General features: G+C 71.3%; 16 protein-coding genes and 2 pseudogenes. 11 read left to right on the top strand and 7 right to left on the bottom strand.

Annotated elements, in window-relative coordinates:
- Nucleotides 1-2 precede the first annotated feature (2 nt).
- Nucleotides 3-629 (top strand): TetR/AcrR family transcriptional regulator, encoded by a 627-nt coding sequence (locus tag ACGFXC_RS36460; protein ID WP_393719232.1) that lies wholly within the window; start codon nucleotides 3-5, stop codon nucleotides 627-629.
- Between the two features lie 71 nt (nucleotides 630-700).
- On the opposite strand, the gene ACGFXC_RS36455 is transcribed toward ACGFXC_RS36460, so the two are convergent.
- On the bottom strand, nucleotides 701-3,916 hold the full coding sequence (locus tag ACGFXC_RS36455; RefSeq protein WP_393719231.1) for a bifunctional cytochrome P450/NADPH--P450 reductase: 3,216 nt from the start codon (nucleotides 3,914-3,916) through the stop codon (nucleotides 701-703).
- A 253-nt stretch (nucleotides 3,917-4,169) separates the two neighbouring features.
- Between ACGFXC_RS36455 and ACGFXC_RS36450 the strand changes: the two genes are divergently transcribed.
- Entirely contained in the window at nucleotides 4,170-5,231 is a 1,062-nt protein-coding gene (locus ACGFXC_RS36450) for a zinc-binding dehydrogenase (RefSeq protein WP_393719230.1), read from the top strand.
- Between the two features lie 83 nt (nucleotides 5,232-5,314).
- Here ACGFXC_RS36450 and ACGFXC_RS36445 read toward each other — a convergent pair.
- A pseudogene (locus ACGFXC_RS36445) lies at nucleotides 5,315-5,447 on the bottom strand (DUF1345 domain-containing protein); the annotation flags it as partial.
- Nucleotides 5,448-6,716: 1,269 nt separating this feature from the next.
- A complete protein-coding gene (locus tag ACGFXC_RS36440) occupies nucleotides 6,717-7,331 on the bottom strand; it encodes a hypothetical protein (RefSeq protein ID WP_393719229.1) in 615 nt (204 codons plus the stop codon).
- 646 nt (nucleotides 7,332-7,977) lie between these two features.
- Between ACGFXC_RS36440 and ACGFXC_RS36435 the strand changes: the two genes are divergently transcribed.
- The gene (locus tag ACGFXC_RS36435) at nucleotides 7,978-8,148 is read left to right on the top strand and encodes a hypothetical protein (RefSeq protein ID WP_393719228.1); all 171 of its coding nucleotides are present in this window, start codon (nucleotides 7,978-7,980) and stop codon (nucleotides 8,146-8,148) included.
- A gap of 1,301 nt (nucleotides 8,149-9,449) precedes the next feature.
- Nucleotides 9,450-9,905, top strand: a complete 456-nt coding sequence (locus ACGFXC_RS36430) for an ATP-binding protein (protein ID WP_393719227.1) — start codon at nucleotides 9,450-9,452, stop codon at nucleotides 9,903-9,905.
- A 34-nt stretch (nucleotides 9,906-9,939) separates the two neighbouring features.
- Here the strand turns inward: ACGFXC_RS36430 and ACGFXC_RS36425 are convergent, their stop codons facing one another.
- Nucleotides 9,940-10,260 carry an STAS domain-containing protein gene (locus ACGFXC_RS36425; RefSeq protein WP_393719226.1) on the bottom strand — a complete coding sequence of 107 codons (321 nt, stop codon included), beginning with the start codon at nucleotides 10,258-10,260 and terminating at the stop codon, nucleotides 9,940-9,942.
- A gap of 493 nt (nucleotides 10,261-10,753) precedes the next feature.
- Here ACGFXC_RS36425 and ACGFXC_RS36420 point away from each other — a divergent pair, with 493 nt between their 5' ends.
- Together ACGFXC_RS36420 and ACGFXC_RS36415 are read left to right on the top strand one after the other, a co-directional pair.
- Nucleotides 10,754-11,089, top strand: coding sequence for a hypothetical protein (locus tag ACGFXC_RS36420; protein ID WP_393719225.1), 336 nt, complete (start codon nucleotides 10,754-10,756; stop codon nucleotides 11,087-11,089).
- Between the two features lie 335 nt (nucleotides 11,090-11,424).
- Nucleotides 11,425-11,586 carry a hypothetical protein gene (locus ACGFXC_RS36415; protein ID WP_393719224.1) on the top strand — a complete coding sequence of 54 codons (162 nt, stop codon included), beginning with the start codon at nucleotides 11,425-11,427 and terminating at the stop codon, nucleotides 11,584-11,586.
- 158 nt (nucleotides 11,587-11,744) lie between these two features.
- Here ACGFXC_RS36415 and ACGFXC_RS36410 read toward each other — a convergent pair whose 3' ends face one another.
- A complete protein-coding gene (locus tag ACGFXC_RS36410) occupies nucleotides 11,745-12,317 on the bottom strand; it encodes a dihydrofolate reductase family protein (protein ID WP_393719223.1) in 573 nt (190 codons plus the stop codon).
- 163 nt (nucleotides 12,318-12,480) lie between these two features.
- Between ACGFXC_RS36410 and ACGFXC_RS36405 the strand changes: the two genes are divergently transcribed.
- The 4 genes and pseudogenes from ACGFXC_RS36405 to ACGFXC_RS36390 all read left to right on the top strand — a co-directional run.
- Complete coding sequence (locus tag ACGFXC_RS36405; RefSeq protein ID WP_393719222.1) at nucleotides 12,481-13,161, top strand: winged helix-turn-helix transcriptional regulator; 681 nt, start codon at nucleotides 12,481-12,483, stop codon at nucleotides 13,159-13,161.
- A gap of 487 nt (nucleotides 13,162-13,648) precedes the next feature.
- Nucleotides 13,649-14,260, top strand: coding sequence for a hypothetical protein (locus ACGFXC_RS36400; protein ID WP_393719221.1), 612 nt, complete (start codon nucleotides 13,649-13,651; stop codon nucleotides 14,258-14,260).
- A 154-nt stretch (nucleotides 14,261-14,414) separates the two neighbouring features.
- Nucleotides 14,415-14,747 carry a hypothetical protein gene (locus ACGFXC_RS36395; RefSeq protein ID WP_393719220.1) on the top strand — a complete coding sequence of 111 codons (333 nt, stop codon included), beginning with the start codon at nucleotides 14,415-14,417 and terminating at the stop codon, nucleotides 14,745-14,747.
- Nucleotides 14,744-15,061, top strand: a pseudogene (locus ACGFXC_RS36390) (MerR family transcriptional regulator); the annotation flags it as partial. The gene ACGFXC_RS36395 and the pseudogene ACGFXC_RS36390, both read left to right, overlap by 4 nt.
- A gap of 172 nt (nucleotides 15,062-15,233) precedes the next feature.
- Here the strand turns inward: ACGFXC_RS36390 and ACGFXC_RS36385 are convergent.
- The gene (locus ACGFXC_RS36385) at nucleotides 15,234-15,563 is read right to left on the bottom strand and encodes an STAS domain-containing protein (protein ID WP_393719219.1); all 330 of its coding nucleotides are present in this window, start codon (nucleotides 15,561-15,563) and stop codon (nucleotides 15,234-15,236) included.
- A gap of 213 nt (nucleotides 15,564-15,776) precedes the next feature.
- Between ACGFXC_RS36385 and ACGFXC_RS36380 the strand changes: the two genes are divergently transcribed.
- The gene (locus ACGFXC_RS36380; RefSeq protein ID WP_393719218.1) at nucleotides 15,777-16,178 is read left to right on the top strand and encodes an STAS domain-containing protein; all 402 of its coding nucleotides are present in this window, start codon (nucleotides 15,777-15,779) and stop codon (nucleotides 16,176-16,178) included.
- 57 nt (nucleotides 16,179-16,235) lie between these two features.
- On the opposite strand, the gene ACGFXC_RS36375 is transcribed toward ACGFXC_RS36380, so the two are convergent.
- Nucleotides 16,236-16,589 carry a PRC-barrel domain-containing protein gene (locus ACGFXC_RS36375; protein ID WP_393719217.1) on the bottom strand — a complete coding sequence of 118 codons (354 nt, stop codon included), beginning with the start codon at nucleotides 16,587-16,589 and terminating at the stop codon, nucleotides 16,236-16,238.
- Nucleotides 16,590-17,348: the final 759 nt, after the last annotated feature.

Here is a 17,348-nt window from a genome sequence, read left to right as displayed (position 1 = left end):
GTATGGCTCATGTTTCCGCGGCGGAGCGCCGCCCCCAGTTGATCAAGGCTGCCATCGACCTTATGACCCGGGAGGGCGTCGCCGCGGGGAGCACCCGGGCCATCGCCGCGGAGCTCGGAGTCGCCCAGGCCACGGTCCACTACACCTTCGGGACGAAGGAAGATCTGTACCGCGCTGTCATGGACGAGATCACCGACGAGCTGGTCGCGCAAGTGCGGCGGGCGGCGCCGGAAGACGCGGGCTTCGAGGAGACCATCGCGGCCTTCGCGGGGGCATTGTGGGGCACCGTGCGCGAGCCGACGTCGCATAACCAGCTGCTCAGTGAGCTGACCATGTTCGCCCTGCGGGTGCCCGGCCTCAACGAGGCCCGGCAGAGCCACTACCGACGGGTCGTAGAGGTGACCGCGCAGGTGATCACGGAGACGGCGGAGAGGGCGGGGCAGGAACTGGCCGAGTCGCCGGAGACGGTGGCCCGGTTCTTCCTCGCCGGCTTCGACGGACTCACCCTGCAGGTCCTCGTGGCCCTGCCGGACGAGGCCACCGAGCGGACCGGCCTCAGGGCGCTCGTGGCCGCGACCGTGGCGCTGGCCAAGGGGGACCTCGGCCTCCCTGCCGTGCCAATGGCCTGACACAACGCGAAAACGGTTGTGGGCGCACCTTTTCAGACGCGCCCACAACCTTCTCTGCCGCCTCGTGAGGTTCAGCCGGCCCAGACGTCCTCGACGTACCGTCCGGACGCGACGAGCTCCGCCAGCCACGCCACGGCCTGCTCGTCGCTCGCGCCGGTCCGCTCGCGGTGGATCGCCATGAACGCCTCCCGCACGGCGGGTGCCATGCGGCGGCCGTCGCCGCAGATGTAGACGCGTCCGCCCGCCTCCAGGACCGACCACACCTCCTCGCTCTCACGGGCGATGCGCTCCTGGACGAACCGAGCGCCGCTCTCGGGCGCGTGCATGAAGGTGGGGCGCATGCTGACGGCGCCGGCCGTCTCGGCCGCCTCGAACTCCTCCCGGTGCAGGAAGTCCACGTCGGGGTGGTCGCAGCCGAAGTAGCAGAGCAGGGTGCCGGTCGAGCCCGCGTGGTGGCGGTCCAGGACCGCGCCGCGGAACGGTGCGAGGCCGGTGCCCGCGCTGACCAGGATCACCGGTACGGAGGTGTCCTCGGGAAGCCGGAAGGACTCACTGCACGGCAGGACCCGGGCCTGGATCACGTCGCCCGCGTCCACGGTCTGCAGGAAGTGCGAGGCGATGCCACGGAACGTGCCCTCGCCCGACCGGTGGGGCGCGGCGAGCAGCGACACCATCAGGTCGGCCGCGCCGGGCCGGGCCGCGGCGGACGACGAGATCGAGTAGTGCCGGGGACGCAGCACCGGCAGGAGCTCCAGGAAGCTCTCGAAGGGCAGCTCGCATGCGCGGTAGCGCTCCAGGAGGTTGAGGAGGCTGAGTCCGGCGACGGTCACCTGCTCCCGGAAGGTCTCGGGATCGGCGGTGGCGAGGGCGGTAAGCGGCTGCTTCTCGGGCGGGCAGGCGGTGTACTCGGCGAGCACGGCGATCTGCTCCTGGGTGGCCGCGTCCTGGAGCTCGACGAAGTCGGTGAGGAGGCTGCGCAGGGTCAGCGGCCGGTCGACGGGCAGGGCGCCCCGGCTCCGGCGGCGGGCGCGCAGTCGGACGGTGCGGTCCAGGTCGAGGCCGAAGCGGGCGGCGACGCGATGGACGAGGGCCTCGGGGTTGCTGGGCAGGACGGCCAGGTGGTCGGCGGTGCGGTAGGTGACGCCCTCGGGCAGCCGGAGCCGCAGGAACCGCTTGGAGCGGCCCAGTTCGTGGTCGGTGTCCACGAGTTCGTACGCTTCGAGGACCTCCATCGGCCGGACGCCGTGGCGCTCGGCGAGACCCCCGAGGACCGACTCCGAGGTGTCCTCCAACTCGTACAGCCCCTCGCCTTTCGTCTCCGGTGCGGGGGCGGCCGCTTCACGGGCGACAGCCTCGCCGTACTCGTCCAGGAGCACCTTCCACAGGTCTTCCGTCCACTGGTCGACCGCTCCGCCGAAGTCGCCGGAGGCGTCGGCGCTGCCGCGCTCCAGCAGCGGGACGGCGCCGGCGGCGGTCAGACGCTCGTCGATGAGGGTGGGGATCCGCTGGTAGGTGGCTGCCCAGTTGCGGTCGCCGACACCGAGGACGGCGTACCGAAGGCCGGTGAGCGAGCCGGGTGCCAGGTTTTCCAGGGAGGAGACGAACGCGGCGGCGTCGTCGGTGGGGCGACCGTTGTAGGAGGCGGCGACGATGATGACGGGCCCCTCGGTGCCGGCCAGCCTTTCCGTGTAGTGGTCGAGGGAGGCGAGGGTCGGGGCGAAGCCGTGCTCCTCGCCGTCCGTGCCGAGGTCGCGGGCGATGCCGGCGCAGGTGCCGAGGTTGGAGCCGTGCAGCAGGGTCAGCGCGGTGCCGCTCGCCCGGCGCGTCACGGCTGAGTTCCGGCTCGCGACAGGGGCGGCCGCCGTCGCGGCGGGCAGGCGCCGTTCGTCGCCGGTGCGGCGGGCGAGCCGCAGGCTGAAACCGTCGGGCTTGATGGTCAGCGTCGACTTGATCTTCAGCTGGTAGTCGGTGTGGTCGATCAGGCGGTAGCGGTGCACGAGCAGGCCGAGCAGCAGGGTGGCCTCGTGCAGAGCGAACTGGCGGCCGATGCAGGCCCGCTCGCCGCTGCCGAACGGCTTGAAGGCGTGGACCGACCGGGCCGCCTCCCGCTCGGGGGTGAAGCGCTCGGGATCGAACAGCTCGACGTTCTCCCCCCAGGCCGCATCACGGTGCAACGCCGAGGTGATCACCATCAGCGACTCGCCCTTGCGGACGGGGTACTTGCCGCCGATGACGGTGTCCTCGATCGGCTCGACGGCGTACGCGGGCGCTGTGGGCCACAGTCGCAGGCTCTCGTTGAGGATCTGGCGGATGTAGGTGAGCTTGCCGATGTCGCCGTACTGGGGGTCCGGCGAGTCGGTGTCGCCCCACAGGGCGTCCACCTCGGCCCGGGCCCGGGCGAGGACCTCCGGATGCTTGGTCAGGTAGTACAGGGCGAAGGAGAGCGCGCTGCTGGTGGTCTCGTGGCCGGCGATCAGGAAGGTGATCACCTGGTGCCGGATGTTGACGTCGTCCAGCGGCTCACCGGTGACCGGGTCCTCGGTGTGCAGCATCAGCCCCATCAGGTCGTCCGTGCCGGTGTCGCCGGAGGCGCGGCGCTCCCTGATCACCTCGTCGACGAGGTCCGTCATGAGGTCGATGTCCGCGCGGAACCGCTCGACCTTCTTCCTTTTGAAGATCTCTGAGCCCGGGATGGACTCGCCCTTCTCCTGAGCGAAGACGAGGGCCCGGGACATCGCCTCGACGAACGGATGCAGGTCGTCGCGGCGGAAGGATTCGAAGTCGTAGCCGAAGCCGCAGAGGCCGATCGTGTCGAAGGTCAGCCGCGTCATCTCGTCGGGCACGTCCACCGTCTGCACCCCGGCCAGCCGGTCCCACTTGCCGATCAGCGAGCGGGCGACCTGAAGCATCGGGTCGTGGTAGCTGCGCATCGCGCCCAGCGAGAACGCGGGCATCAGGACGTTGTGGGCCTTGCGCCAGTTCGGTTCGTGGTTGTAGGCGGTGAACAAGCCGTCCCCGGCCAGAGCGCGGACCTCGACCAGGTCCTTATGGACGTGCTTGCGGAACCGGCTCTCGTCCGACAGCTCGGTCACGAGGTCCAGACCGCCGACCATGACGGTGTCCCTGCCGAAGATGCGCAGCCGGTACACGGGGCCGAACTCCCTGAACTCCTTGAGCAGGTGGGCCAGACCGTCCGCACCCGCGGGAACGTTGAACGCGTGGCCTACGAGGGGCAGCGGGGGGCGCTCGGGGATCGCCCGCGCCGCACTTACGGACACCTGAGTCATGAGCGTGCCTTTCGTTGCACTCCAGCAGTCGCCCACCAGGTTACACGCGACTTTGTCGAGTGAACATGTCGCTTGACTGCATTGAACGACACAGCCATGAGGTGGAACTCGGAACCTCCCGCGAACGTCCGGCGGAAGCGGCTTGACAAACGATCCCGTCACTAGACACGGTTATGCGACATGGTCAGTCGACCACGTCGATTGCATAATCTGCGTACGCTCTTCTCCCCACCGAGCACATCGAGGTTTCCGCATGAACACCATGCTGGCCGGGCGGCTGCGCCTGGATACCCGTACCTTCGCCGTCGAAGAGATCCCCATCCCCGCCCCCGGCCCAGGCGAGGTCCTCGTCGAGGTGCGGGCAGCGGGCGTCTGCCTGTCGGACGTCCACCTGATCGACGGCAGCCTGAGCCCCTTCTTCCCCACCGACGCGGTCAGCGAGACGGGCGCCGTCACCCTCGGCCACGAGGTCGCCGGAGTCGTCCACACCCTCGGCCCGGACGTGAAGGGCGACTGGACGCCCGGGCAGCGCGTGGTCCTCCAGGCCGGCGAGGCATGCGGCGACTGCGGCGGCTGCCTGCGCCGGATGACGTGCCACCGCCCGCTCACCCGCGGCCTGGACTACGACGGCGGCTGGGCGCAGTACGCGATCGCCCGCGAGGGCACCCTGTTCCCCCTCCCGGACGGCCTGCCCTTCGACCAGGCCGCGATCATCCCCGACGCGGTCTCCACGCCGTACGCCGCGATCGTGGGCACCGGCGCGGTCCGCCCCGCCCAGTCGGTCGGCATATGGGGCGCGGGCGGCCTCGGCGCCCACGCCGTGCGGCTCGCCCGGATGGTCGGCGCGGCCCCGATCATCGCGATCGACCCGCTGCCCTCGGCCCGCGAGCGAGCCCTCGTCTTCGGCGCGGACGTCGCCCTCGACCCGCTCGCCCCGGACTTCGCGGAGGCGGTGCGGGAGGCGACGGCCGGGCGCGGCCTCGACGTCGCCTTCGACTTCGCCGGGGTGGGCGCCGCCCGCGCCCAGGCCGCGTCGGTTCTCGGTCCGTTCGGTTCGCTCGTCCTCGCCGGACTCACCCCGGAGCCGGTCACGATCGCCGACAGCATCGGATTCTGCTTCAACGTCAACCAGGTCCGCGGCCACTACGGCTCCGAGCCCGAGCACGTGGAGCAGCTCGTCGGCCTGGCCTCGGCCGGACGCATCGACCTCGCCCCCTCCATCACCGCTCACGTCCCGCTGGCCGAGGCCGCGGACGCCGTCGCCCGCCTAGAGAAGAAGGTCGGCGACCCGATCCGCCTGGTGCTCACCCCCTGAGCGGGAGGGGCGGTGCCCGGCGCGCCGCGCCCCGGCACGGGCGTTCCGGCCACCGCCCCCACCATCACGCCCGGCGCGCCGCCCAGCGCCGCGACCATGCCGGCCACGATCACCTTGTTGAAGACGAACGCGATGGACGCGTTGGCCGCCACCGTTCGGCGCATCTCCCGCGAGATCCGTGACGTCAGTCGTACCGAGCGTCGTCATGACCGACAGGGGGGCCTTCTGGGGTCGCGGGCGGCGGGGCGTTGCAGCAGCGCACGCTGCGAAACACCCGTGACGGCAGGTCGTACCGATTCCCTGTACTGCAACGCGGCATGCCGACAAGCCGCATACCGCCGCCGCATCAAAACCGGCACGCCCAGCCGTAACACGCCAAGCCGCTGAATCCGGCACGCCCACCTGTAACGCTGTCGCTGGGCACGGTCCTCGTGCTCCGGACCTGGAGCGGATTACCGGAGCCCGTCCCGTACACCCGACGATCGGCTCAGCCCGTCACCCGGCAGCCCGGTGCGCGCGGCGCACCCGGCGCCGTACGACCCCGCGCCGGGTCAGCCGGCGGCGGCCGCCGGATCGGCCCCGAACCCGGGAACGTCCTCCGGCGTCACGTCTGTGTGCAGCCGCTGGAACCGGAGGGGATGGTGGAGTGCCGCCGTGGTCCACGGCCCGGTCTGCCGACACTTCAGCGACGAGCTCGGGGCGAACAAGAGGGACATCGCGAACGTCGCGTGAGCCCCACGACGCGGAGAAGCGGACACCGGTCCGGGGATGCCCGGGCCCGGGAACCGCACCCCAGCCCGGGCCCGGACATCCACCCGAGCCAGTGCGGACTCCAGCCCGGGCACGGACGGAGCGGGGCCACCGGGACGGTCGGCGCGGGCGTGGGCCCTCACCCGCTCCCCAACCGCCGCCAGCCCGGCACGAGCCCACGCCCGACCGCGCACTGGCCTCTCCTCACCGATGCGCAGCCGCCCGCCCGTCTACGGCGGCCCGGCCATATTGCGGCACGGCTCCCGGCGTGAGCCGGACTCGGTGTCGGCTCGTAGGAACGCGGTTCCGGAACGCACCCAGGCCGCCGTGCAAGCCCCCGCCCCCGAGCGCCGACGCCAGCCCGGGCGCGAGTACGAGCGCCAGCACGGGCGCACTCCAGCTCCAGCCCGGCACGTGCTCCAACCCGCGCCCGCGCGGGGACTCCGGCCCGGGGTGCGGGGCGCGGGCTCCAGCCCGGGCGCAGGAGTACCGCTGACGGGAAGAGCGTGCGGCCGCCCATGGGTGCGCCAGCCCGGCCCGATCACGTCGTCGCTGATGACCGTCCCGTCACCGGAAATCAGGTGGTCAGTCCATCCGGCCGGTGCGCGGGCGGCTGAGCGAACCGGGCGGCACCGGTGATGTCCCAGGCGTGGCTCGCCGACGTCTGCGTGCCGCTGCGTCGGCGGCGGTCCGCCGGGGGGGCCGGGGCCCCGGGCGCGCCGGGCCGGGCGGCAGTCACGCTCCTTGGGCCTTTTCGTGGAAGTGCTTGGCCACGAGCAGGGCGGCGTGGAAGTTGTAGATGTGGACCGCGGGGTACGCGACCGGGGTGAGTTTCCCCGACACCTTGACCCACAGCGAGCCGACTTCGACTCCGACACTGCGGACCTTGGTCCAGGGGTAGAAGTCGCGGCCGGCTTCCAGCCCTTCCTTGCTGATGGCCAGCTTGCTCTTCGGCTTCCCCGCGATGTTCACCAGGACCCAGGGGGTGCCGTCAGCGATGCGCTTGAGGTGGTGCGGCACCCACAGCTTCGCCACAGCCGCGTTGATGATCGGACCGAACTCCTGCGCCCCCTGCCAGTTGGTGAGGAAGGCCGAGCGGCCGTCGGTGTGGCAGAGGGTGTAGTTGCGGGACACCACACTGCTGCGGCTCGTGATCCCCTCGTAGACGAGCATGGAGTTCCACATGATCGGCAGAAGGCTGCCGTCCTGCTGTTCGACCACCACTCCGTTGTCGAAGAGGTCGAGGCGCCTGGGCTCCTTCTTGTACCGCGGCAGGTAAGTGTGGGTGTGATTCCCTAACTGCGCCTCGTCTGCGGCCCTTTGAGTGGCGGGCGGGAGTGTCTGCATCATGCGCGGAAGGCTGTCCTGACTTACCAATACCTGTCAACTACATGTCAACACGGCTGTCCCGGTGGTCAGAGGCCCACGGACCCCACCAGCACTCCACAGCGGCACGAAGTCGCAGCACACGCTCAGTGGAAGGCCTCCGGCTGCGGTGCGGCCCGGGCTCCTGCGGGCGGTGCGCTGCTGGTCGGCAGGGCACCCGGCCGCACCACCCCGGCGGCCAGGACGTGCGCGGGTGGGAAGCTCTCGGTGGCCTGCGGGGGCCCCGCCCGCGCCGGGCTTCGCGCGCCGGGCGCCGCTGGCGGGCCGGGCGCTGGAGCCGCCGCAGACGTGCCCCCCTTGAGGGTGCAGCTCTGTGGGCGTCCCGGGCACGGATCCGCGCCCGAGCCGGAGACGGCCCGGACGCTGCGAGAGCGGGAGCCGCTCCCAGCCAGGGCGCAGCAGGCCGGGCCGGGCAGGCGCTGCGCGGGGTCAGCCCGGGCGCGGACAGGGGTGGATGGCGTGCGGGTGCCGGCATGGTGCGGGGGCTCGTCACCCGAACGGCGCAGCGTGGCGCGGAGTGGGCGGGCGCCGGTCACCTGTTCGGGTCAGGCTGGGGGCGACGCCTCTGCCCGCGTGTATCCCGTGGTGTGCCGCTGCATCGGGAGGCCTGATGATCGTGATGGTGCTGCTCCTGGTCGCGGCGCTGCCGCTGATGCCCTTCGGACTGGACCGGTGGGAAAAGTTCCTGTTCCCCCAGGACAACCCGTCTACCCGCAACAGCGTGGCCTCCCCCTCCCGGCCGGTGCAGCCACTGCACCCGGGCAGCGGCGGCAGCCCATGACCGCGAGTTCCAGTCCCCGCGCGCCGCCCGGACGGGCGGCGGCCTCGCGTTGCAGGTGGCCCGGCGGAGAGGGCTCATGCGGGCCGGCGGACACCGGTTCAAGGTGCCTCCGCGGCGTTTCGGCCGCGTGGAAGGGCGGGGACGGGGCATGCGCAGGGGCGTGACAGCGAAGCCGCCCGCGAGGAGGAGAGCGATGCAGCGCGAAACCACCCCTAGGGAGCCGGAGCTCCCTGCCAGCGTGCCCGAGAACCCGGATCCGGTGACTCCCGATCTGCCGCCTCGCGGAACCGAAGCCCCCGACATACCCGGTGGGGCCCCTACGGAGGAGAGCAGGAGCGACGGCGCGCCCGCACCCGATGCGGGCCAGGGGCCGGGTAAGGACACGGACCGGCGGCCCGCCACACCTCAGGAACCCACCGACTGACACCGTAGGCGTGCCTGTCCGCGCGTCCCGCGGACCTGCCGTCGCAGGCCTCGGCTGGCTTCCTGTTCTCCCCGGTCTACTCGTCACGTACGAGCGAAGCCAGGGCCTACCCGCCTCCAGTCCGCGGCCGAGCCCGGATTGCAGCGCACGTACAGACTCCGGCAGAGCTGGACATCCAGCCCGAGCCCGAGCTCCCTCTCCACCCCCTAGCTCCAACTCCGGCCCGAGCGCGGGCTGCGGGGTATTGCCGATTAGCGTCGCGGGCCTGGCGCGGTACGTCGAGCGCGAGGAGCGGCTGCCGGGGTGCGGCGTCATCGAGGTCCTGCCCGACGGGACTGAGCACGCACCGGGTCCGCACGTCGCAGCCCGACTGGATCCGGAGGCATCAGAGGCGCAGGGGGGAGCGGACGCTGCAGCCAGGTGTGCACCGCGGTAGGCGCGGTACACGGGCGTCAGCTGGAGCAGGTACGGCCGGCGGGGGCCGCCGCCGCGACGACCGGAGCGGACGCGGAGCTTGGGCCCCGCGGTGCCCCGCTCCCCGCCGCCGCAGGCTCGGCACGGGCCAGCACCTGACCGCGTGGCGTGCGGTCGTGCTCGCGCGCGCTCTGCGCCCGGCACCGCAGTTCCCCGCGCGGCCCTTCCCCCGACGCCCGCGGTCGGAAGCTCTGCCACCTGGCTGAGCAGGCGCCCGAAATGCCGGCTGTCTTTCCGGTATGACCGCGTCCGGGTTAGCCTGACCGCTGCGCCAGGTGCCCCCCGCGGCACCCCTTCCAGACCCTCACCGCCCCCACGAGGCGGGTTGACAGTGCGGTCTGCGGGGACAGGACCGGCGTCCCTGCCGCCGCGTACCAGGGCGAGGGCCGGGAAGGCGAAGCGTATGGACGATCGGAGCGTCACGTCCCGACTCCTACCGGACCCCGGCGGATCCGGCGTCACCGGCGCACAAGCCCGCACCGCCGCCCGCACGCTCCTCGCGCCGCTGGACCTGACGGCGACGGGGGTGGAGGACGTGATGACGGTGGTCACCGAGCTGGTTTCCAACGCCGAGCGGCACGCCGGCGGTGTCACCGCATTCACCCTCACCGCCCGGCCCCTCCCCAGCACGATTACCGTCACCGTTGAAGTCACCGACCGCGAACCCCGGCTGCCAGAACTCCAGGCCTGGGCGCCCGAGCGGCCCGGCGGGTTCGGGTGGCGGATCGTCCACCACCTCGCCGACACCGTCCACGTCCGGGCGCACGGCGACGGCAAGACCATCACCGCCACCTTCACCGACAAGCAACTCCGCTCCGCCGGGGCAGGCACGGAGCCCGGCCCCGGCGAACTCCGGTAGCCGCCGGCCGGGCGGGGTGGCGTGGGCCGGGGCGTCAGTCCGTCGCGGCGTCCGCGTCCCGGACCTCGAAGAGCGCCAGCGCGCCCGTCATCTCCAGCAGCCGCAGCAGCTGGGACGGCAACGGACCCGCCAAAGCCACCGGCCCCTCGTTCCGCAGGCGGATCAGCACGTTCAGGAAACTCGAGTCCGCGAACAGCACCCCGCGCATATCCAGGATCAGCAGCTGTGCGCCCGCGGCCTCAGTACGGCACGCCTGCACCAGCGTGCCGACGGTGTCCGCGTCGAACTCGCCCGAACACACCACGACGAACTCACCGGCCGACCCCGGCCGGACCACCACCCTCGGCAACTCCATGACGCCTCTCGCCCCACCTCTATGCTCATCTCTGCCGAGGCCGACCCCGACACTGCCGACGTACGGCCTACCCAGGGCAAACGACACCACGACCACCCGCCCAGAAACCTCGCAAGCACCATGGTCCGACCGCATCCACCCCCCAGATGGCCACGCTCAGTACGCACCTGCCAGGCGGTTCACCACAAAGAGTCCCGCGCAGCACGTTTGGCACACACCTCACAGAGCAGACGGGCCGTGACGGTGCGGCAGCTAGGGGCGGACGCCCACCGGGGCTGGTGCGTACGGCCGGCACCCCCTCCCCCCGGGGTGCCGACCGTACGCACCGCCCTCACCCTGCAGAACGGCCGCGCCTGCGCCCGGCCCCCGCACTATCAAGGCGGTCGGCATCCACTCCCCCGAACCACCCCCGCCCGTGGTCGCCCGCAACGCCCACTCCACCGCCGTACCCCGCATACGAACCCGACCGGTCCCGCGGCCTAGAGTGCGCGCCATGACGGATCCCGGCGACGAGCTGATGGAGCGCGTGCGGCAGATCCTGACCGAAGCCGGGTTCCAGGAGACCTCCACCAGCGGTGAAGGAATCCGCCTCATCCGGCACGCCCGCGGCGTCCTCGTCGGCTGGCTACCCGAAGAACTCACCCACACCGCCTACGACGACCGGCTCCCGCGCGCGCCCGGCACAGGCGCGGGTGAGCTAGCCGCGCTGCGCCACGTCTTCCCCCTCGCCCTGGCCGTCACCCTCCGCGCCGCCGGCTTCGCCGTTGAAACCCGCGACGAAGAATGGCTCCTCATCCTCGACACCCCCACCCCACACCCCACCAGCTGAACCCCGGCACGAGCCGACGGTGCTCAAGCACCACGGCGGTCAGGCCCGGCGCCGCCCGGGAATCCTCGCGGACGTCGAAGAGGGCCAACGCCCCGGTCGGCTCCGGCACCTTGCGGAACTGCGCAGGAATCGGACCTCCAGAATCACGGGATGCTGCTTGCGCACCCGCCCTTCAGCGAGTCTTGCCCGACACCGGGACAAGGGACTTCAAGACGGGAACGTGCACCGCCGTGGCGGACGGATTCGGGAGGGCTTCTTGATCACTGTCGACGTCCAGCCCTACCGACTCCGGCCTGATCACCGCGAGCGGCGAACTCGACGGACACGGCGGCCACATGCTCGGCGAGGTGCTGGACGGTATCCCTCTGGACGTGCGGGACCTGCTCGTCGACCTGCGCGCCGTCCGCTTCATGAACGCCCAAGGACTCCTCGCCCTCCTGGAAGTCCACCGTCAGGCGGAGATCCAGGGCCTGCGCACGCTGGTCACCGGCCGGTAAAACCCAGCCCCAGCGGTACCTCGCCGAGCTCGCCGGGATTCCGTCTCCCCCGCCGCGGAACGCTACCGGCCCCCGGCTTCCGCCGGCTGTCCGCCGAGCAGGCCCCCGGTGAGTGCGACGTCCGGGGGCGCGACGGCAGGACGAGTGCCGGAGCCTTGTCAGCGGATGACGTCGAAGACGTTCAGCTGCAGGCCGTTGGCGTAGGCCGCGTGCTCGACCAGCTTGAGCCTCTGGGTGTCCTTGTCGGTGGCGCTGAACAGGCGCTTGCCCGCGCCGAGCAGCAGGGGGAAGACGAGCAGGTGGTAGCGGTCGATCAGGCCGGCGTCCGAGAGGGCCTGGTTCAGGGCGGCGCTGCCGTGGACGATGATCGGGCCGCCCTCGGTCTCCTTCAGCGCGGCGACCTCGTCGAGCGAGCGCAGGATCGTCGTCTCGCCCCAGTTCGACACCAGCTTGTCCTCGGTGAGGGTGGTGGAGACGACGTACTTCGGCATCGCCTTGTAGTCGGCGAACTCCGCCATGTCGGGCCACACCGGGCTGAACGCTTCGTAGCTGGTCCGGCCCAGCAGCATGGCGGCGGCCTCCTGCTGCTCGCGGCCCTTGACGTCGAACGCTTCGGGGAGGAACTCGATGTCCTTGAAGGTCCACCCGGAGTTCCGGTAGCCGGGCTCACCGCCCGGGGCCTCCACGACACCGTCGAGCGAGATGAAAGCAGAGCTGATCAGAGTACGCATCTGAGGTTTCCTCGGTGTCGTGTCCGGCTCTTACAGAGCCGGCGTGGCCTGGCATGCGGCGCACAACGTGCTTGCTGCCGTCGATGTGATCACCGTATCCCCGCCACTTTCAAAAAACAACCAGTCACTTCTAAAGCGAAAGTTCCGAGGTAGGCTTGTCTGCATGGCAACGAAACGGAGCTACAACGACGCGTGCGGGACAGGCCACGCCCTCGACCTCGTCGGCGAGCGCTGGGCACTCCTGGTGGTCCGCGAGCTACTGCTGGGCCCCAAGCGGTACGGCCAACTGCGCACGGACCTGCCCGGCATCAGCACCAACGTGCTCGCCCAGCGCCTCGCCGAACTGGAGGCCTCCGGCATCGTGCGCAAACACCGCCTCCCCGCCCCCGCCGCCGCAGAGGCTTACGAGCTCACCGACTGGGGCCTCGAACTCGAACCCGTCGTACGGGCACTGGGCCGCTGGGCGGTGCGCTCGCCGGCCCACGACCGCACCGCCCATCTGAGCGCCACGTCGTTCGTCCTCTCCCTGCGCACCAACTTCGACCCCGGCCGTGCCCAGGGCGCGCGGGGGCGGTACGAGCTTCACCTCGGCGACGAGGTCTTCCACGTCCTGATCGCCGACGGCGCGCTGCACGCCGGACGCGGCTACCAGCAGCAGCCCGAAGCCGTCATCACGGCACGGCCCTCCGCGCTCGCGCGCGTCGTGTACGGCGGACGGCAGCTGGCCGACGCGGTCGCTGCGGGGGACGTCCGCGTCGAAGGCGACAGCACCTCCATCGCACACCTGAGCGCCGTTCTCAGCCTTCCCGCCCCTGCTGCCCCCGCCTCGGAGACACCGGTGTGATAACGAGTTCTCGCTCTCGCCAGCTCAGAGGACGAGACCTGGAGACGCTTGGCGCGAAGGGCACCCCGGCGGCGGTACCGCGGGATACCTCCTCACGCGCACTGCCGCCCGAGCAGCGGGCACGGCTGACCGGGCTGGGTGTGGAACCCGCCCAGGCGCCGTCTCCGGCTCCGGCGAGCGCTCATGGAACGAAGGGGGCGGGCAAGGGCGCAGCAGGCGTTCCAGCGGGGCTTGGCGGCCCTGGCGCAGTGGGTCGCGCGGGAGGGCGCGGACCGTCCGGTGCCGCGCGCCCACGGCGAGGAGATCGCGGTCGAGGGCGAAGCGGAGCCGGTGGTCGTGAAGCTGGGCGTGCAGAAGCGCTTTCAGAGCTCATCTCAGGCGAGACACACCGGCGCCCTGGGAGGTTCAGCCCGGGAGTGCGCTGGCTCTCGACGACGCTCAGACCCATCCGCATCGTGTGTCTCATGGCGCCTGGATTGCGGTGGCCGTGGATCATCTGATGGCGCTTCGGGCTTCGCTGGTACGCGAGGAGGGTCCTGACCATGCCTCTGCGGTCCTGCATACCCACGCCCAAGCCTCGCTCGTGCGCGGCGTGATCGAGAACGCTGCCCGCGCCGTATGGCTGCTGGGCCCTGACGAGCGGCCGGCCCGCGTTCAGCGGCGCCTGGCACTTCAGGTCAAGGAGGTGAAGGACTCCACCAAGCTCCACGGCCGGTTCAACGCTCAGCCGGCCCGCGATGAGGAGACTCGGCTGGCCGAGGTGCGGCGGCTGGCACTCGCCGCGGGCGCGCCGGCCGACACGCTCAAGACGTTCCTCAACGCCCCGCAATACACCAAGATCGTCGAGGAGGGTGGAGCGCATACCCAGCTGGGTGGTCAGCTGATGCTGACCCTGTGGAGTGCGTGCAGCTCTCTCGCCCACGGCTACATCAACGGCACCTTCGGTCTGCTGCGGCACGAGATCGTCTCCCAAGACGACGAGACCGCCTTGACCCGGGTCACCGGCAACTTCAGCATGCTGCGCTACACCACCCAGGCCGGCATCCATCTCATCGACCAGGCCCTGACCCTGTACGCCCAACGTGCTGCCAGGCCATGAGCAAATTCGCACCGCCTGCCTCACCGCAGCCCTCGCCACGACCGTGCTGGCCTGCCGGCAGGTTCGGCCCACCGGGGCTTGCATCCGGTACCTAGGTACCGGTTTACCGTCGGAGGTATCCCCTCCAGGGGCGCGACGACGGGAGTGAAGTGCGATGAGCGATCTGGCGTGGGTGCCGCAGTCCTGCACGCTGCCCACCGCGGAGAGGCCCCTGCGGGTCGCGGAGTGGGATGCGCTGTTCTCGGAGCAACTGGCGTCGCTGTCGCGTCCCGGGCCCTTGCGGCTGCGTCTGGACCTGACGGGCGGGCCTGGTGTCGAGGAGCGAGTGCGAGACCTGGTGGAGCGGGAGGGCGGCTGCTGCTCGTTCTTCTCGTTCACCATCACCCCGGGCGAGGATCTGATCGGTCTGGACATCGCGGTGGAAGTGGAGCACGCCGTGGTCCTGGAGGCCCTGGCCACACGCACGCTCGCCGGAGGCCGGCCGTGACCGCGGGGCTGCGCAGCGGGCAGGTCGCCGAGGCGGCCGGGGTGAACGTCCAGACCCTGCGCTACTACGAGCGGCGCGGGCTGCTGGCCGAGCCGGAGCGCAGCAACGGCGGCCACCGCCTTTACGGCGAGGACGCGGTGACCGCGCTGCGGGTGATCAAGGCCGCCCAGCGGCTCGGTTTCACGCTGGAGGAGGTCGCCGAGCTCCTGGAGGCCGGCCGCCACCGCCACGGCCGCCCCGTCGCAGGTCTCCAGGAGCGGGCCGCGGCCAAGCTCGCCGAGGTCGACGCGAAAATCGCCGACCTCACCACCATCCGCACCGCCCTGTTCGCAGCCGTCGAAGCCGGCTGCGACGACCTGACCGTCTGCGCCGCCAGCACCTGCTGCCCCATCCACTTCACCGACCTCGCCGAGCATCTCCCGCGCGGCCTGCCCGGCGGTGGAGCCCTGCCCGGCCACCCACCGCCAGGCCATAGCCGTACGCCGGTCAGCCGGCGGGGCCGCCGGGCGGCCCGTCGTCACGGACCTCGAACAAGGCATCCGCGCCGGTTATCTCCAGCACCCGCCGGAACTGGGACGGCACCGGCCCGGCCAGCACCACCTCGTGTGTGCGGCGCAGGCCGAGCAGCACGTTCAGGAACGAGGAGTCCCCGAACTCCAGCTCCGACACATCCACCACCAAGAGCTGCGCGTTCCTGGCTCCGCTCATCACCGCCCGCGACAGCAGGCCGGCCGACTCCATGTCGAACTCGCCCGCACACAGCAGCACAAGCTCACCGTCCGCCCCGGACCGCACCCTCACCGACGGCACCGCCATACACCCACCCAACCATCACAGCCGGCACCCTGCCGGACACCGCGACCGTAACCCCCCACACCCACCCCACGACAGCGCACACCCCGCCCACCAGCCCCGACCGGACCAAGACCGCCGCCGGCCCAGCTGCTCAGCGAGTCTCGCAGGACACCGGGAACGGGCACGCCAGGATGGGGGCCTGCATCGCGTAACGGGCGGCCTCGGGAGGGCTCTGTGATCACTGTCGACATCCAGACGTACGGAAACTCGGCCCTCGTCACCGCGAGCGGCGACCTCGACGGACACGGCGGCCAGACCCTGGAACAGGTCGTGGACGGGCTCGCTCTGGACCTGCGGGACCTGCTGGTGGACCTGCGCGGTGTCGGGTTCATGGACGCCGAGGGGCTGCTCGCCCTGCTGGAGGTCCACCGCCGCTCGGAAATCCTCGGCGTGCGCATGCTGGTCACCGGCTGGCAGACACAACCCCAGCGGTGCCTCGCCGACATCGCCGGAATCCCCGGCTCCCCCGCCGCTGACCGCTACCCAGCAGCCGGGTTCCGCCGGCTCCTCCACGACCGGGCCCAGGCCCTGTGCGGCAGCCCGGACTTCGCGAGCAGCGGGCAGCCGCTCACCTAGACTCCGGCGCACCGGGTGCGGCCCGCGTGGGGAGGCCGCACCCGTCGCACGCAGGGGTCAGATGCCCATGTTGCGGCCGTAGTAGTTCCCGACCTCGGTGCGGTAGCCGGCGTCGCCGCGGTGCTTGTCCTTGTCGTATTCCGGGGAGTCCTTGATCTGGTCCTTGGTCAGGTTGACCTGGACCTTCTCCTCCTTGACGTCGACGCGGACGACGGTGCCGGCGGGCAGCAGGACCTCCTTGCCGAAGATCCACGGACCGGTGTCCACGACGATGTAGGACGAGCCGACCTCCTCGGTGGCCTCGTCGACCTTGCCGATGTGGCCGTCGCTGGCCTCGACCTTGAAACCGACCAGGCTGGTACCGGGCGTGTAGTGCGACTCGGGGTTGTAGCTCCACATGTTCTCGGACACGAGGCTGTACTCCTTCGGTGCTGGAATCGTCGTCGGAGCGCCGGGCGTCGGCGCACCACTGTTCATCCCTGCCCGCGGCGACAGCACGCGCTGCCGCTACGGCTTCGACATCGACCATCTGGTGCAGCGGACGGTGGTTGCGCTGGAGGTGGACGGGCATCTCGGCGACGAAGGCGCGCGCCCGGCCGGGCCGGCGGAGCGTGGCCTTGGCGGACAGGGTTGGTCAGGTCGGGGAAGCGGCCTTCACGGCGGGCCAGAGCCAGCCGGGCGGACAGCCGCCAGTACATCGACGCCGATGTACCGATGTACCCCTGCGGCACCGTCGGCCCCAGGCACGGGACAGCCTCACCAGCAGCCGTGGAACCCGGCACGCAGGCCCGGGCTACCGGGCCCGACGCGCCCCAGGGCGTCCACACCAGACCTTCCGTGTCCAGCTCCAGCCCGGGCACGACTACCAGCTCAAACCCGGGCCCGAGCACGGACTCCAGCCAGGGCGCAGTACGGACTCCAGCCCGAGCACGGACTCCAGCTCCAGACCGGGCACGAGCGCCAGTACGAGCACGGGCTCCAGCCCAAGCAAGAGCCCGAGCTCCAGACCAGGCGCGAGCCGAACGGACTCCACCGCCAAGCCCGAACCCGACCGCGCGCTGACCCCCGTCACTGGTCGCGGATCTGGTTCATGCGAGCCGCAAGCAGCGGCCAGGAGCGGGAGGCGACCGGGGGACCGGCCTGTGTCTCGGGCAAGCTCCGCAGCCACCC

Origin of the sequence: Streptomyces sp. NPDC048507, from assembly GCF_043199995.1 — a bacterium.
Taxonomy (GTDB): domain Bacteria; phylum Actinomycetota; class Actinomycetes; order Streptomycetales; family Streptomycetaceae; genus Streptomyces.
The sequence above is the reverse complement of the archived record's forward strand: the minus strand, read 5'-3'. Positions and strand labels throughout refer to the sequence as shown.

Excerpts from the sequence above, each read along its gene's own strand:
- ACGFXC_RS36460 (WP_393719232.1), top strand. The coding sequence starts at position 3 with ATGGCTCATGTTTCCGCGGCGGAGCGCCGCCCCCAGTTGATCAAGGCT.
- ACGFXC_RS36415 (WP_393719224.1), top strand. The coding sequence starts at position 11,425 with ATGCTCGGCGAGGTGCTGGACGGTATCCCTCTGGACGTGCGGGACCTG.
- ACGFXC_RS36435 (WP_393719228.1), top strand. The coding sequence starts at position 7,978 with ATGATCGTGATGGTGCTGCTCCTGGTCGCGGCGCTGCCGCTGATGCCC.
- ACGFXC_RS36440 (WP_393719229.1), bottom strand. The coding sequence starts at position 7,331 with ATGATGCAGACACTCCCGCCCGCCACTCAAAGGGCCGCAGACGAGGCG.
- ACGFXC_RS36410 (WP_393719223.1), bottom strand. The coding sequence starts at position 12,317 with ATGCGTACTCTGATCAGCTCTGCTTTCATCTCGCTCGACGGTGTCGTG.
- ACGFXC_RS36405 (WP_393719222.1), top strand. The coding sequence starts at position 12,481 with ATGGCAACGAAACGGAGCTACAACGACGCGTGCGGGACAGGCCACGCC.
- ACGFXC_RS36430 (WP_393719227.1), top strand. The coding sequence starts at position 9,450 with ATGGACGATCGGAGCGTCACGTCCCGACTCCTACCGGACCCCGGCGGA.
- ACGFXC_RS36425 (WP_393719226.1), bottom strand. The coding sequence starts at position 10,260 with ATGGAGTTGCCGAGGGTGGTGGTCCGGCCGGGGTCGGCCGGTGAGTTC.
- ACGFXC_RS36420 (WP_393719225.1), top strand. The coding sequence starts at position 10,754 with ATGACGGATCCCGGCGACGAGCTGATGGAGCGCGTGCGGCAGATCCTG.
- ACGFXC_RS36385 (WP_393719219.1), bottom strand. The coding sequence starts at position 15,563 with ATGGCGGTGCCGTCGGTGAGGGTGCGGTCCGGGGCGGACGGTGAGCTT.
- ACGFXC_RS36455 (WP_393719231.1), bottom strand. The coding sequence starts at position 3,916 with ATGACTCAGGTGTCCGTAAGTGCGGCGCGGGCGATCCCCGAGCGCCCC.
- ACGFXC_RS36450 (WP_393719230.1), top strand. The coding sequence starts at position 4,170 with ATGAACACCATGCTGGCCGGGCGGCTGCGCCTGGATACCCGTACCTTC.
- ACGFXC_RS36395 (WP_393719220.1), top strand. The coding sequence starts at position 14,415 with ATGAGCGATCTGGCGTGGGTGCCGCAGTCCTGCACGCTGCCCACCGCG.